This is a genomic window from Arthrobacter sp. SAFR-044 (assembly GCF_051965175.1).
Classification (GTDB): Bacteria; Actinomycetota; Actinomycetes; order Actinomycetales; family Micrococcaceae; genus Arthrobacter.
On the sequence record NZ_JBQCMK010000010.1, the window covers coordinates 96422 to 110103 of the forward strand.

15 protein-coding genes are annotated in these 13682 nt (G+C 65.9%); 9 read left to right on the forward strand and 6 right to left on the reverse strand.

The annotated features are described in order from the left end of the window. The first annotated feature begins 55 nt into the window (after positions 1 to 55). Positions 56 to 808: a hypothetical protein gene (locus ACTHQS_RS15900; protein WP_440170822.1), complete on the forward strand. Its 753-nt coding sequence runs from the start codon at positions 56 to 58 to the stop codon at positions 806 to 808. Positions 809 to 837: 29 nt separating this feature from the next. On the opposite strand, the gene ACTHQS_RS15905 is transcribed toward ACTHQS_RS15900, so the two are convergent. Beyond that, entirely contained in the window at positions 838 to 2184 is a 1347-nt protein-coding gene (locus ACTHQS_RS15905; RefSeq protein WP_440170825.1) for a hypothetical protein, read from the reverse strand. Next, positions 2184 to 2471, reverse strand: a complete 288-nt coding sequence (locus tag ACTHQS_RS15910; RefSeq protein WP_440170828.1) for a hypothetical protein — start codon at positions 2469 to 2471, stop codon at positions 2184 to 2186. Before ACTHQS_RS15910 ends, ACTHQS_RS15905 begins: the two co-directional genes overlap by 1 nt. A 181-nt stretch (positions 2472 to 2652) precedes the next feature. Here ACTHQS_RS15910 and purB point away from each other — a divergent pair, with 181 nt between their 5' ends. Together purB and ACTHQS_RS15920 are read left to right on the forward strand one after the other, a co-directional pair. Further along, positions 2653 to 4095 (forward strand): adenylosuccinate lyase, encoded by a 1443-nt coding sequence (purB, locus tag ACTHQS_RS15915; protein WP_440170830.1) that lies wholly within the window; start codon positions 2653 to 2655, stop codon positions 4093 to 4095. Positions 4096 to 4229: 134 nt separating this feature from the next. Then, on the forward strand, positions 4230 to 4907 hold the full coding sequence (locus tag ACTHQS_RS15920; protein WP_440170832.1) for a histidine phosphatase family protein: 678 nt from the start codon (positions 4230 to 4232) through the stop codon (positions 4905 to 4907). A gap of 8 nt (positions 4908 to 4915) precedes the next feature. Here the strand turns inward: ACTHQS_RS15920 and ACTHQS_RS15925 are convergent, their stop codons facing one another. The 3 genes from ACTHQS_RS15925 to ACTHQS_RS15935 all read right to left on the reverse strand — a co-directional run bounded on the left by ACTHQS_RS15925 (position 4916) and on the right by ACTHQS_RS15935 (position 6673). Continuing rightward, complete coding sequence (locus tag ACTHQS_RS15925) at positions 4916 to 5884, reverse strand: serine/threonine-protein kinase (protein WP_440170834.1); 969 nt, start codon at positions 5882 to 5884, stop codon at positions 4916 to 4918. Then, positions 5881 to 6087 carry a hypothetical protein gene (locus ACTHQS_RS15930; RefSeq protein WP_440170836.1) on the reverse strand — a complete coding sequence of 69 codons (207 nt, stop codon included), beginning with the start codon at positions 6085 to 6087 and terminating at the stop codon, positions 5881 to 5883. Before ACTHQS_RS15930 ends, ACTHQS_RS15925 begins: the two co-directional genes overlap by 4 nt. A gap of 70 nt (positions 6088 to 6157) precedes the next feature. After that, positions 6158 to 6673, reverse strand: a complete 516-nt coding sequence (locus ACTHQS_RS15935; RefSeq protein WP_440170838.1) for a MarR family winged helix-turn-helix transcriptional regulator — start codon at positions 6671 to 6673, stop codon at positions 6158 to 6160. Between the two features lie 156 nt (positions 6674 to 6829). Here ACTHQS_RS15935 and ACTHQS_RS15940 point away from each other — a divergent pair, with 156 nt between their 5' ends. The 5 genes from ACTHQS_RS15940 to ACTHQS_RS15960 all read left to right on the forward strand — a co-directional run bounded on the left by ACTHQS_RS15940 (position 6830) and on the right by ACTHQS_RS15960 (position 12015). Continuing rightward, on the forward strand, positions 6830 to 7333 hold the full coding sequence (locus ACTHQS_RS15940) for a GNAT family N-acetyltransferase (protein ID WP_440170840.1): 504 nt from the start codon (positions 6830 to 6832) through the stop codon (positions 7331 to 7333). A 54-nt stretch (positions 7334 to 7387) separates the two neighbouring features. Next, entirely contained in the window at positions 7388 to 7822 is a 435-nt protein-coding gene (locus ACTHQS_RS15945; RefSeq protein WP_440170842.1) for an acyl-CoA thioesterase, read from the forward strand. 184 nt (positions 7823 to 8006) lie between these two features. Further along, a complete protein-coding gene (locus tag ACTHQS_RS15950) occupies positions 8007 to 9083 on the forward strand; it encodes an extracellular solute-binding protein (protein WP_440170844.1) in 1077 nt (358 codons plus the stop codon). A 47-nt stretch (positions 9084 to 9130) separates the two neighbouring features. Then, positions 9131 to 10195 (forward strand): ABC transporter ATP-binding protein, encoded by a 1065-nt coding sequence (locus ACTHQS_RS15955; protein WP_440170846.1) that lies wholly within the window; start codon positions 9131 to 9133, stop codon positions 10193 to 10195. After that, positions 10192 to 12015 carry an ABC transporter permease gene (locus ACTHQS_RS15960; RefSeq protein WP_440170848.1) on the forward strand — a complete coding sequence of 608 codons (1824 nt, stop codon included), beginning with the start codon at positions 10192 to 10194 and terminating at the stop codon, positions 12013 to 12015. The genes ACTHQS_RS15955 and ACTHQS_RS15960 overlap by 4 nt, the downstream gene beginning before the upstream one ends. On the opposite strand, the gene ACTHQS_RS15965 is transcribed toward ACTHQS_RS15960, so the two are convergent. Further along, positions 12016 to 13083 carry an FAD-dependent monooxygenase gene (locus tag ACTHQS_RS15965; protein ID WP_440170851.1) on the reverse strand — a complete coding sequence of 356 codons (1068 nt, stop codon included), beginning with the start codon at positions 13081 to 13083 and terminating at the stop codon, positions 12016 to 12018. A 58-nt stretch (positions 13084 to 13141) separates the two neighbouring features. Here ACTHQS_RS15965 and ACTHQS_RS15970 point away from each other — a divergent pair, with 58 nt between their 5' ends. Then, entirely contained in the window at positions 13142 to 13681 is a 540-nt protein-coding gene (locus tag ACTHQS_RS15970; RefSeq protein WP_440170854.1) for a TetR/AcrR family transcriptional regulator, read from the forward strand. Position 13682 lies beyond the last annotated feature (1 nt).

Here is a 13682-nt window from a genome sequence, read left to right on the forward strand (position 1 = left end):
CTGGCCGCAATGCGGCACTGAGCTTCCGGCTCCCCCCGCATTTGCAATAGTGGGGGTGAACGGCGGACGCCCGGAGACGGTCAACCCGTGCCTGGGGGCGCAGCTGGCGTGGGCGGACCAGAGCGCAGAGTCGGCCGGAGGCACGCCGGCGGCAGTGTATGTAAACACCGCCGCGACAGGACGTGTGGACTCATTGTGGTGGCCGGCAGACAACACCTACCGGGGCGCTGAGGTCAGCAACCCGTATGGATTATGCGACGGCGCCGCCTCTCCGGCCTGCGCATACGTCCACGGCTACGCCATGGCTGTCGCGGACGTCACCACCCTGAAGGAATCCGACGGCAGCTGGGTACGCAGACTGTGGTGGCTGGACGTCGAAACCGGAAACAGTTGGTTGTGGGACAAGGCAGTCAATGCGGCCGAACTGGAAGGCATGACCGCCTACCTGCAGGGGACGGGCGCGGAAGTGGGAATCTATTCCACTTCCTACCAGTTCGGCGAAATTGTGGGCGAGGTAAGCCCTGGCAGCAACCTGTACGCGCTCCGGAACTGGTTGGCTGGCCCCGACTCGGCATGGTCCGCCAGGGAGTACTGCGGGTCCGCCCCCCTGACCCCCGGCGGGACCGTCACCACAACCCAGTTCACCGAGAACAACCTGGACTACAACTACCGGTGCCCGGCAGCCACTCCTGTGCCCGCTCCAGCGCCCCGTCCGCAGCCTGCCCCGCAACCGTCTCCACCGGTCCCGCAACCTGAACAGACGCGCTCCACCCGGTACGCAGAATTGCACGCCGCCCAGATTTCGTAAGGGCGGCAACAGCCAGGGACAATCAGCACCTACCTGGCACCCGGCTGCGGCCGCCCGGAAAAGGGATCCCTGCGGTCCATGGGCGGAGCGGGCTGCGGAGGTTTCGACAAGGAAAAACGGGTGGCAGTGGCGGCCCCGCCGGCGCCCAGGACTCCGCCCAGTACAGCGGTGGACTGGACCAGCGACGGATCCTTGCTGGCGCCCACAAGCTCTGCCGCCTCCTCGTAACCGGTCAGGCGGTGCCCTGGGCCCAGGCCGGCGTCTTCTCCGCCACGCACGTAAAGGTCATTGGTCACGGTCACGGTGACCTGGTTCCTCGCGTCCCGGTTCGGCAGGCCATCAGTGCCCGGCACCCAGTCCGTGCGGTGTTCCAGGTGAAGCGTGCTCACCTCCGGCGCAGGCGTTATGCGGGCAACGGGAGATCCGGCAGTCAGGACATATTTCATGCGGTACTCCCTGAGGACGTCCTCATCCGCCGCCAGGTTCATGGCATGGATGCCGCCCTGGCTGTATCCCACCGCCACCACATCTGCTCCCGGTTCCGCACCGGCGGCCCGAAGCGCCTGGAGGACAGCTGCATTTACCTGCCCGGAGTTGTTGCCCATCCCGTCGACGATGCCGGAAAGATCGAAAGGATTGGTGCCGTGGTCGGCGTCGTTCATTTGTGTCCCGGGAACCACCACGACGTAGGCCTTTCCGCCGCCGGTATCCACCTCGATAATTTCGATGTAGCCGCTGCCGCGCTCCTCGATCAGCCTCACCCGCTCAAGCAGCCCCGCGGGAGTGGCGTCGAGGTCGATCTGCACGCTCTCTTCCTGCCTGGCCGTTACAGGGCCTGGGCGCAGCGATGGGACGAGCCAGCCAACCGCCGGTTTGATCACGGGAAGGGCCGTGACGGCGTTCGCCAGCACTGATTCAGTGGCATCACCGTTCAGGAAGCCCGTGCGCCAAAAGTCCACGTGCTTCTGAAGTTCCACCGCCGGTTCCGACAGACCCACCATCCACTGCATGTGGGCAGAGGATTCGGCCATTTCGTAATCCCACCTGCAGCTGCGCACCTGTCCACTGATCCGCTGCAGTTCCAGGCGGACTTTCCGGACCGCGTCCCGCGCCTCCCCAACCGCCACGAGCGCGGCGGAGCCTGTGGAGCGGGGTTGGTTCTGGAAGGGACCAAGCTCCTGCCAGGCGCTGAGCAGTTCCGACTCAACGCCGCCGAGCCGCCCGGCGAGCCCATCCAGCTTCGCAGCTCCCGCCTCCAGTTCCTCCAGCTGGACCGTGATGCCACCCACGCCGCCGGAAATTCTCAGGATGCCATCGGGGGGTGGCGCCGAGATGTGCAGCGGACCGCCTGATCCGGAAGGGGTTGCCTCCGCCATCAGAACTGTCCCTCAGCTGGACAGTCGGCCGCCAGTGCAGCGCGGGCATGGACGGCCACTGCGGCAGAAGCCTCCCGGATCCGGTCCAGGGCCCGCCGTACCGCCACCGCCTGCAGGCTCACGGAATCGCGGTATGCCTGTCCGGCCGGCGACTGCCAGTCCGCCATCTGGATCTCGTGAAATCCCGCCAGCACCTCTTCAGTGCGGTCCGAAGACTGGGACACCTTCCTGCCCACCTCCTGGACTCCGAGGCTGACGTCCAGCCCGCCACCCCATATCCCGTCCATCAGACCGTCCCCCTGCCCAGCTTCCGTCCCGGCCTCCCCGGCCGGACAGTGCGCCCCAACCTTGCCGTTCCCAACGCTAGGCACGCGTCCCTGCCCGGGTAAGGGCCGCCGTCGGCTATGTGGACAAGTAACGTGCATGGCCCGCTTAAGGGGGCGCCGGACTTCATGAAAGAATCAGCACATGCCTGAAACTGCCGCCACAGCTGATACCCGTACGCCCTCAGGACGCCTGGCCCTCGCCGCGTCATCGGAAAAAATCGCGCTTGGCCCCCTGGACGGCCGTTACCAGTCCGCCGTCGCGCCACTGGTGGACTACCTGTCCGAGGCCGCCCTGAACCGGGACCGCGTGGCCGTCGAAGTCGAGTGGCTCATCCACCTGACCAGCAACAACGTCCTCCCCGGCGCCGGACCCCTGAGCACAGAACAGCAGGCCCAGCTCCGTGCCATCGTCACCGAATTCAACGCCGCGTCCGTAGCGGAACTGGCTGACATCGAAGCCGTCACCGTGCACGACGTGAAGGCCGTGGAGTACTACATCGGCCGCCGCCTCCCGGCAATCGGCATCGAGAACCTGACCGCCATGGTCCACTTCGGCTGCACCTCCGAGGACATCAACAACCTCTCCTACGCATTGGGCGTCAAGGGCGCGGTGGAGGACGTGTGGCTTCCGGCAGCCCGCGCCCTGGTGGCTCAGATCAGCACGATGGCTGAGGAAAACCGGGCGGTCCCCATGCTGTCCCGCACCCACGGCCAGCCGGCCACGCCCACCACCCTTGGCAAGGAACTCGCCGTCATTGCGCACCGCCTGACGCGCCAGCTGGACCGGATCGCGAAGACCGAATACCTGGGCAAGATCAACGGTGCCACCGGTACCTACGCGGCCCATGTGGCTTCCGTCCCAGGAGCCGACTGGCAGCAGGTCTCCAAGTCGTTTGTGGAGGGCCTGGGCCTCGCCTGGAACCCCCTGACCACGCAGATCGAAAGCCACGACTGGCAGGCAGAGCTTTACGCTGACGTGGCCCGCTTCAACCGCATCCTGCACAATGTCTGCACCGACATCTGGAGCTACATCTCCATCGGCTACTTCGCGCAGATTCCCGTGGCAGGCGCAACGGGTTCTTCCACCATGCCGCACAAGGTCAACCCCATCCGCTTCGAAAACGCCGAGGCCAACCTGGAGATCTCCTCCGGCCTGCTGGACGTCCTGGGATCCACCCTGGTCACCTCCCGCTGGCAGCGGGACCTCACCGATTCCTCCAGCCAGCGCAACATCGGCGTGGCATTCGGCCACTCCCTGCTGGCCATCTCCAACGTTGCCAAGGGCCTGGAGCGCCTGGACGTTGCCGAGGACGTCCTGGCAGCGGACCTGGACACCAATTGGGAGGTCCTGGGCGAGGCCATCCAGATGGTCATGCGCGCCGAGGCGATTGCCGGCGTCGAGGGCATGGAAAACCCCTACGAACGCCTCAAGGACCTCACCCGCGGCCACCGCGTGGACGCCGCCCGCATGCAGGAGTTCGTCCAAAGCCTCGGCCTTTCGCCCGAGGCTGAGGCACGACTGCTTGCCCTCACTCCCGGAAAGTACACCGGCATCGCGGACCAGCTGGTGGACCACCTGAAGTAGGCCCCGCAGCCGGCTGGGAAGTACGACGGCGGCGCCGGGCTCCCAGGGGCCCGGCGCCTTCTTCGTGGCACCGGCAGCGTGACGGACGATGCCGCCGTGCGCCTGCACCCATCCAGGAGTGGGAAACTGTGAATATGAAGTTGCTCCTGATCCGCCACGGCGAAACCCCCGGCAATGTGCTGGGCCAGCTGGACACCGACCACCCCGGCCCCGGACTGACCGAACTCGGCGAACGCCAGGCAGAGGCCATGGCACGTGCGCTTGCCAACGAGCGCATCGGTGCGCTCTACGCCTCGACGTTGATCAGGACGCAAATAACGGCTGCTCCGCTGGCACGGCTGCACAGCCTCGAAATCGAGGTGCTGGAGGGACTGCACGAAATCGAGGCAGGATCACTGGAAAAGCTCACAGACCACGAATCCCACAAGCGCTACATGGGCACCGTGATCTCCTGGGCTGCCGGTGACCTGGACCGCCGCATGCCGGCAGGACCGGACGGCCACGCCTTCTTCGACCGGTTCGATGCTGCGATCGCCCGCGTAGTTGGGCGGGCGGAACAGCAGGAGCATGGGACCGTTGCTGTGGTCAGCCACGGTGCCGCAATCCGTACCTGGGCCGGGCTCCGGGCCGAGGGCGCGGACCACGAGTTCGCTGCCCGCCATGTCCTGGCCAACACCGGAATCGTGGCGCTCGAGGGCAGCCTGGCTGGCGGCTGGAACCTGATCCACTGGGACGGAAGCCCCGTGGGGGGCCTCGCCCTGGCGGACCCCACTGCCGAGGATCCGACAGGCCGGGACGTAGCCGCCCCCTGATCGTGGTGCTAGGCCTGCTGCCGGGGGCGCCCGGGAGAAAATGCCCGCATCCTGGGACAGACCGCGGCACCCGCCGGTCCTCGCCGGCTGCCGCGGTCCCCTTGCATGCTTTGGCCGCCGGACGGTACCCCGGGCATCAGCCGCGCCGCCATCCCTGCGGCGTCTGCCGCCGTCGGGCGTTCCCACGGATCCATGGCTGTCAGCGAACGCAGCAGGGGGGCCCAGTCACCGAGGTGGTCCGGGACCTCCGGCAGTCGCAGGGTCCGGGCCACAAGGGATTCGATCGCGGTGCCCGGAAATGCCTTTGAGCCCGTGAGGAGCTCCAGCAGGACCAGCCCCATGGCGTAGACATCCCATGACGGCGCCACTGCCCCGCCGGATGCCTGCTCAGGACTCATGTAATGCACTGTGCCGGACGAAATCCCCGGCTCTGGTGGCGAACCGGTTGCGGCGGCAATTCCAAAATCGACAATCCGGACGGGACTTCTCCGCAGGCCGCTCAGCATCAGGTTTGCGGGCTTGATGTCACGGTGCACAAGCCCTCTGGAGTGGAGGTGCGCGAGCGCACCAAAAAGACCGCGGGCCCAAATTGCCACATCACCGGAGCTGGGACTCTCCGCCCGGATGGTTTCGGCCAGGCTTGTCCCCAGGGCCAGTTCCTCGACGAGATACGGCCGCTCCGAATGGGCCCCGCTGCCGCCCGGGACGCCTTGGGCCACAAGCCTGACGATGGATGGATGGTTCAGGCCGGCCAGGACAGCAGCTTCGTTCCTGATCCGCTGATGCTGCTTCCGGCCGCCGGACGCCGCAATCTTGACCGCAACGGCCGGACCGCCTTCCAGGTCTACCGCACGAAAGACTTCGGCACCGGACCCCCTGCCCAGGCGCTCCCCTATCTGCCAGCGGCCGGCCAGGGGCTGCCCGCTATTCAGCGACGAATGCGTCAGCGCCGGCACTGCCGTCCCGGCGCCCCTCATGCGGGAAAAGCTGCGGACGGGCAGGCGACGCCGGGAGCCGAGGTGACCACGTGCATTGGAGAACCGCGGTGGACAACGGCCTTTCCCTGCGGCGCTGGAGTGCCGTCCAGGGTGGATCCCAGGTCCATGTGCTCATCCGGGGTGGTCACACCCATGCCGGACCCACGCGGTGGAACTTCGGTGACAGAAACCAAAACACTCACGACTCCGTTGGGAAGCAGCTTCAGGAACAATCGTAAGCTTACATATAACTAGGCGATCTAGCTAGTCCGGCTAGTGAACTTTTCTTTCTTCGCCTTCACGCGCCTGAAGCGACTCCGTCATGCGCTGGAGGAAGTCGACCACCACGCGCGCCTCCTCCGCCGTGAGGCCTTCCGCCACCGCCATCATCCGCTTGTGCATGGCGCCGAGCGTCTCCCGGACCTCCTTGTCCGACTCAGCCGTGGGGACTACCACCACCGAGCGGCGATCGGAAGGGTGCGCTTCACGGCGCACATGGCCGCTGGCCACAAGACGATCGATCAGCGAAGTGGTGGAAGCGCTAGTAATATTGAGGAACCTGCTCAGATCCTTGGGGACAACCTGCTTGCCGGACGCCTGGACCCGCAGCAGGTAACGCAGGGCTAGGATGTCCGTTTCGCCCATACCCATGGAGTCCCTGGTGCTGCGGCGGATTTCGGTCTCGGCCGCGCGGTAGTCCCGGAGGGCCTTCAGTACTGCTGCGCCGTAGTCCAGTTGCCCGTCGGGTCCGTACCAGTAGCCGGATCCCTCGTTGCCTGTAGAAACCATCCCATCATTTTAGACCAACTGGTAACTAGACCGCCAAGTAACATCCTCCCTAGCTGGCTTCGCTGCGTTATCCAGGTGCTAACCGCCGGGAAACACCTCCGTAACTCTCCGCGCCTAGCCTTATCAGGCATACCCCTCCGGCGAATCGAGGCAGATATGCAGACCAACCCCAGGCTCAACATCCGGCAAGTTTCCTGGTCCAACCCCGTGGGTGCCGACCTTCGCCGTGCGCAGCAGGCCGAACTCGACGCCCGCTTTGGCCGGCCAGACCACGAACCCGGCCCGCCGCCGTCGGGCGCTGACTGTGCCGTGTTCCTCGTGGCATACGACAAGGGGTCGGGGCAGCCCGTGGGCTGCGGGGGGCTGCGGCTCCTGGATGGAGCAACGGCGGAAATAAAACGGCTCTACGTGCTGCCGTACACCCGGGGCTCCGGCGTTGCCAGCTCCATCCTCGCGGCCCTGGAAGCGGAGGCATTCAGCCAGGGCATCACCCGCATCAAGGCCGAGGCCGGATCCGCCCAGCCTGACGGCCGGAACTTCTATGAAAACTCAGGGTTCGAGCAGATCCCCAACTTCGGGCCCTACATCGGCGTGGAGCACTCGCACTGCTACGCCAAGCGCATCAACGCCTACAGCGCCGCGCAGACCGCCATGGCCTAGCCGCAACTCCGTCACACTGGGGTTGCCCGCACCAGCTTCGGCTAATCTCGGCCTATGGAAACAGCAGACATCACCTTCCGGACCCGCAAGTGGGTCCGGCCTGAGGACCTCAACGCCAACGGGACCCTCTTTGGCGGCAGCCTGCTGAAGTGGATTGACGAAGAAGCCGCCATCTACGCCATCCTCCAGCTGGGAAACGGGCGCGCAGTCACCAAGTACATTTCGGAGATCAACTTCGTCAGCTCCGCGGTCCAGGGCGACCTGATCGAAATGGGCCTGACGGCCACCCGGTTCGGCCGGACGTCGCTGACCATGCGGGCCGAGGTCCGCAACATGATCACCAGGCAGAGCATCCTCACCATCGAGGAGATCGTTTTCGTGAACCTGAACCAGGAGGGCAAACCCGAGCCGCACGGCTACACGGAGATCACCTATGACCGGGACCGGATCCCCACCCACCACCTCAGCGGGACCGCCATCAAGGACTGACGCGGTCAAGGGCTAACGTTTCCCCCGGGTTTACGCGGCGGCCCCCAGCCGTTTCCCCGACTGGTCCAGAGTGAGCAGCCGGGCTGTTTATCGAATCGATAGCTATAACAGCCCGGTTTTCGTCATGCCCGGCTATAGGCTGTGCGGACATGCTCCGATTCCAGTCCAGAAATGAGTCCTGATCGTGCGTAAATTGAAGACTTTGGTTGCCGCCGCTGTCGCCGCCACCCTTCTCACCGGCTGTGGCGGGGGCTCCACCCCGCCCGCCGCGAGCGGTGAAGCCTCCGGAGCCCCGGCGGGTGGGTCCGGGGACACGCTGGTGATCTATACCAACTCCAACGGCGAAGGCCGGGGCGACTGGCTGGCTGCCAAGGCGGCCGAAGCCGGGTTCAAGATCGAGATCGTGGGGGCCGGCGGCGCCGATGCCACCAACAAACTCATTGCCGAAAAGAACAACCCCATCGCCGACGTCGCGTTCGGCCTGAACAACATGTACTTCTCACAGGTCAAGAACGAGGGCGCGCTGGAGGCCTACCAGCCTGCATGGGCCGGTGAGGTGGACAAGGGCCTGGGCGATGGCGAAACGTACTGGCCCCTGGTGAAGCAGGCCATCCTCCTGGGCTACAACTCGGACAAGATCTCCAAGGACGCCGCACCAAAGGACTGGCCGGACCTGTGGACCAAGGACGAATTCAAGAGCCGCTACGAGCGGGTCACCGGTCTGGGCACCGCCACGGCCCAACTGGTCTTCGCGGGCATCCTCTCCCGGTATCGCGACGACTCCGGCGATTTGGGGATTTCCGACGACGGATGGAAGCAGGTTGAGCAGTACTTCAAGAACGGCAGCCCCGCCGTTGCCAAGACCGACCTGTTCGCCCGCATCGCTTCCGGCGAAGTGGACATGGGCCAAATGCCCTCCTCGATCATCGCCGACCGCGAAAAGTCCTTCAAAGTGAACGTGGACACGGTCATCCCTTCCGTGGGCGTCCCGCTCGCAGTGGAGCAGATAGCCCTGGTGAAGGGAACCAAGAAGAAAGAACAGGCCCAAAAGTTCATTGACTGGTTTGGCAGCTCCGAGGTCCAGGGCGAATTCGCCCAAAAGTTCAACTCCATGCCGGTCAACAAGGGCGCCCAGGCAAAGGCCAATCCCGAGGTGGTGGACTTCTTTGCCGGCCTCAAGCAGCAGGACATCGACTGGGAATTCGTCCAGAAGAACATGGGCGCCTGGGTGGAGAAGATCGAACTCGAATACATGACGTAACCCGTCCTGCCAGCCGCCGTTTCCGCGTTCCATCAGACAGGGTTGCCATGATCCGCTTGGAAAACATCGAAGTTACCTTTGGCGATTTCACCGCCATTCCGCACCTGGACCTGCATGTCCAGCCAGGCGAATTCTTCACCCTCCTGGGACCCTCCGGCTGTGGAAAGACGACGGCGCTGCGCACCCTGGCCGGCTTCATCCAGCCGGCCAGGGGTACGGTCAGGGTGGACGGGAAGGACGTAACCCGCCTTCCAAGCGACAAGCGGCAGGTGGGCATGGTGTTCCAGAACTATGCCCTGTTCCCGAGCATGAGCGTGTGGGAGAACATTGCCTTCGGGCTGCGGGTCCGGAAGGAAAAACCGGCAGACAGCGACCGGCTGGTGCGGGACATTGCACGCCGCGTGGAGCTCAGCGACGAGCAGCTGGCAAAGAACGTGGCCGAGCTGTCCGGCGGCCAGCAGCAGCGCGTGGCTGTTGCCCGGGCCCTGGTGCTGCGGCCCAAGATCCTGCTGCTGGACGAGCCGTTGTCCAACCTCGATGCCAAGCTCCGCCACCAGCTGCGCCAGCAGCTCAAGGACCTGCAGAGCGAGTTCGGCATCACCACCGTGTACGTTACGCACGACCAGGACGAGGCCCTCGCCATGAGCGACCGGGTGGCGGTCTTCAACAAAGGCGTGGTGGAACAGGTCGGGACGCCCCAGGACATCTACGACCATGCCGCTACGGAGTTCGTCTGCAACTTCATTGGTGACAGCTCGGCCCTGACACCGGATTTCGTGGCGGAGGTCAACCGGCTCTCAGGCGCCGGCCTCAGCACGGATGCCAGGTCCTACCTGCGCGTGGAAAAGGCCTCCCTGGACCGGCCCGCGGACGGAGGGACCGCCGTCGGGCTTCCCGCCACCGTGGTGTCCCGGACCTACCACGGCCTGCACAGCCGGTATGTGGTCCGCAGCCATGGCGCGGACATCCGCCTCCTGGTCAGGGAAGACGGAGCCGCGCACCCTGGGGCCGGCACGGCTACAACGGTTTACGTCCAACCCGGGCACATCCTCCAGTACCATCCGGGATCCGGTGCCGCACGTGCACAGGACCAGGCGGTTGCCCTGCCATGAGCGGCAACAACGCGGTGCGCAGCATGGCCCGCTCCCCGTTCGTCCTGGTGGTGGGGGTCATCCTCACCTGGTTCATAGCCGCGTTCCTGGTATGGCCCAACGTGAACATCCTGATCGCCACTTTCTTCCCGGACGGCAGCTTTTCGGGCCGCGCCGCAGAGAAGTTGTTCTCCTCCCAGCGGGCAATGAAGGCACTGGGCAACAGCTTCCTGCTGGCCGTGGCGCTGTCCGTCACGGTCAACCTGGTGGGCGTCTTCATCGTCCTGGTGACGCATTACTTCAGGATCCGGGGTTCAAGGATCCTGTTCCTGGGCTATGCCTCCACCTTCATCTATGGCGGCATTGTGCTGGCGGCGGGGTACAAATTCATCTACGGGGACAAGGGCATTGTCACGTCGCTGCTGGTCCGGGTTGTCCCCGGCATGGACCCCGGCTGGTTTTCCGGATTCTTTGCCGTGCTGGTGGTCATGACCTTTGCCACCACCACCAACCACATGCTGTTCGTTGCCAACGCCCTCAAAGGCATCGACTACCAGACCATCGAGGCCGCGCGGAACCTTGGCGCCTCCACGTGGACCATCCTGCGCCGCATCGTCCTGCCGATGCTCAAGCCCACCCTGTTCGCCGTCACCATCCTGTCCTTCCTCACCGGCCTGGGCGCCCTCAGCGCCCCGCAGGTGCTGGGCGGCCGCGACTTCCAGACCATCACGCCGATGATCCTGACGTTCACCAACAGCCCCACCTCGCGTGACCTGGCGGCACTGCTGGCCGTGATCCTTGGCGTGGCCACCATGCTGATGCTCGCCGTCATGTCGCGGCTGGAGAAGGGCGGCACGTACTTTTCGGTGTCAAAGGTGTCTTCCGAGCTGCAGAAACAGGACATTGCCAACCCCGCCGCCAACGTGGCCGTGCACGCCGCGGCCTATCTCCTCTTTGCCATCTACACGCTTCCCGTGGTGCTGATCGTGCTTTATTCATTTGCCGACGGCGCGGCCATCCAGACCGGACAGCTTTCGTTTTCCAACCTGACGCTGGACAACTATGTCCGCGTCCTCACCCAGCAGTCCGGGCTCCGGCCGTTCATCGTCAGCGTGGTGTACAGCGCCCTGGCGGCGGTAATCGCCGTCGGCGGCCTGCTCTTCGTGGCCCGGCTCCTGCAGAAGTACAAAAACTGGGTGGCCTCAGCCTTCGAGTACCTGCTGCACATCCCGTGGATCCTGCCCTCCGCGCTGCTGGCCCTGGGCCTGATCGTCAGCTACGACCACCCCAATCCCCTGGTGGGCGGCGCTGTCCTGACGGGAACAACGGTGATCCTGCTCATCGCCTTCGTCACGGTGAAGATCCCGTTCACGCTCCGGATGCTCAAGGCGTCCTTTGCCGCCGTGAACTCTTCCCTGGAGGAGGCCGCCGCCATCATGGGCGCCAAGACGCTGTACGTCTTCCGCCGGATCCTCCTGCCGCTGGTCCTCCCGGCGGCTGCAGCCATCACGGCCCTGAACTTCAACAGCCTGCTGGACGACTATGACACTGCCATCTTCCTGGCCCATCCGCTGGTGCAGCCGCTGGGCCTGGTGATCAAGGCCAACACCGACGGGGCGGAAGGCACTGAGGGCATAGCGAACACCTTCGTTTACACGGTGCTCCTCATGGTCATCACCGGGGTGACGATGTATCTGGTCTACGGCAGGTCCGGGCGGCGGAGGAACCGGAAGCGGCTGCCCGCCGCTCCGCGCGGTCCGCAGGCCCCCGCGCCGGGACTTCCCGGTGCCCAGGCCCCGGGTGAGGACGACGCCACGCGCCCGGCAGCTGCCGTCCGCTGACTATCGCCCCGAACCGCTGCCGACGGCGGCCCGTGAGTTCCGCCGTCGGGCCAGGTTGAGCATGCGGTCACGCAGCGGCTGGGCACGGTCAGCGAGGGCGGCACGCCCCAGCGCTGAGGACGCCAGACTCACGGCCTGGGTGCGAAGTCTCCGTTGCCGGTCATAGGCGCGCAGCGCCTGGTCCTGGCCGCGGCCTTCAGGCGTGTTGTTGAAGAGGTCGGCCAGTGTCACCGCATCCACCAACGATTCACAGGCACCGCGGCCAAGGGTTGGCATCATGGCATGCGCGGCATCACCAATGAGCACCGTCCGGCCGCGGACATACGAGCGCAGATGGGGCACCGTCCACAGCCGCTGGACCAGGCATTCCTCCGGCGTGGCAGCTGCGAGGGTTCGCCGGATGGCAGGTGCGTGGCCCGCAAAGCGCTCCCGGGCCTGTTCCAGCGCTGACGGAACGTCGATTCCGTAGGGGCCCAGTCCGGACCGGAAACTCGCGTACCAGAAAGACCCGCCCCGGGCGGCGGCCATGCCGAAGAGATCACCGCGGCCCCAGTACTCGCCCACCTCGTCCGGAGCGACCGGCGTCGGGAGGGTTCCCCGGAGGGCAAGGTAGGGCGTCAGGCGGGCATCCGCGCCGGGGCCCCGTCCCGCACGGCGAACCATGCTATGGACGCCGTCGGCGCCCACTACCAGGCTGCCGTCCGCGGGGACTGCCTGCACGGTGTCGGTGACACGGCGGACGGCGGCGGGCACGGCGCCATCCAGCAGCCGGAGCAGGTCGATCCGGGAAATGCCGAACATCTCCCCGGCGTCGACGGTCACCCACGGCTCACCCTGGGCGTTCCGGACCGATCCGCTCCCCAGCACCGGGCTCACGGCCCGCGCCTGGTCCAGTATCCCCAGCCGGGCCAGGGCGCGTTGGGCGTTGGGCCACATCCCAAGGGCGTTGCCGACGGCGGGCAGTTCCGGCCGTTTCTCGTACACCGTCACGTGGAAGCGGCTGGTGTCCAAAGCAGCCGCGAGGGCCAGGCCGGCGATGCCGCCGCCAACGATCGTAATCGTTTCCATGCGCGCCATTTTACTACTTTTGTAGTGAACCGGAAGAGGTCCCACTACACTGAATCCCATGCCGGACCGACGCACCCTCTTGCTCGACGCCGCCCTGGCCGTGGTGGCGGACAAGGGCATGAAGGGGCTCACCCACCGGGCCGTGGACACTGCCGCAGGCCTATCGGAAGGCACTACATCCAACTACTACCGGAACCGCGCAGCCCTGGTTGACGCCGTCCTGGACCGGCTGCTGGAACTGGACGCCGCCCTCCTCCGGGAACAGGGTCCTGCCGGCCCGCCGAAGGACTTGGGTGAACTGGCAGGCCAACTCGCTTCCATGGTGGTGCTGCTTGCCGGCCGGCACGCCGGCCTGACCCGCGCCCGGCTGGCACTGTCCCTGGACAAGCCGGAGTCCGTGACGGCCGGCCACTTCCAGTTGGTGGGAGGCCTCGAACAGGCCCTTGCCGGACTGGGAGTGCCGGACGCGCGGGCCCGGGCACGGGACGTGGCCGACTACGGCGACGGCGTGCTGCTGCACCTGCTCACCGTGCGCCGGGATGAAGACCCCGACCCCAAGGCCATCGCGGCGGCTGTCCGGCGGCTGGCGACCCCCTGAA

Bases quoted from the DNA above. Each gene is read 5' to 3' on its own strand.
- ACTHQS_RS15905 (WP_440170825.1), bottom strand. From the start codon at position 2,184: ATGGCGGAGGCAACCCCTTCCGGATCAGGCGGTCCGCTGCACATCTCG.
- ACTHQS_RS15910 (WP_440170828.1), bottom strand. From the start codon at position 2,471: ATGGACGGGATATGGGGTGGCGGGCTGGACGTCAGCCTCGGAGTCCAG.
- purB (WP_440170830.1), top strand. From the start codon at position 2,653: ATGCCTGAAACTGCCGCCACAGCTGATACCCGTACGCCCTCAGGACGC.
- ACTHQS_RS15920 (WP_440170832.1), top strand. From the start codon at position 4,230: ATGAAGTTGCTCCTGATCCGCCACGGCGAAACCCCCGGCAATGTGCTG.
- ACTHQS_RS15925 (WP_440170834.1), bottom strand. From the start codon at position 5,884: ATGAGGGGCGCCGGGACGGCAGTGCCGGCGCTGACGCATTCGTCGCTG.
- ACTHQS_RS15935 (WP_440170838.1), bottom strand. From the start codon at position 6,673: ATGGTTTCTACAGGCAACGAGGGATCCGGCTACTGGTACGGACCCGAC.
- ACTHQS_RS15940 (WP_440170840.1), top strand. From the start codon at position 6,830: ATGCAGACCAACCCCAGGCTCAACATCCGGCAAGTTTCCTGGTCCAAC.
- ACTHQS_RS15945 (WP_440170842.1), top strand. From the start codon at position 7,388: ATGGAAACAGCAGACATCACCTTCCGGACCCGCAAGTGGGTCCGGCCT.
- ACTHQS_RS15955 (WP_440170846.1), top strand. From the start codon at position 9,131: ATGATCCGCTTGGAAAACATCGAAGTTACCTTTGGCGATTTCACCGCC.
- ACTHQS_RS15960 (WP_440170848.1), top strand. From the start codon at position 10,192: ATGAGCGGCAACAACGCGGTGCGCAGCATGGCCCGCTCCCCGTTCGTC.
- ACTHQS_RS15965 (WP_440170851.1), bottom strand. From the start codon at position 13,083: ATGGAAACGATTACGATCGTTGGCGGCGGCATCGCCGGCCTGGCCCTC.
- ACTHQS_RS15970 (WP_440170854.1), top strand. From the start codon at position 13,142: ATGCCGGACCGACGCACCCTCTTGCTCGACGCCGCCCTGGCCGTGGTG.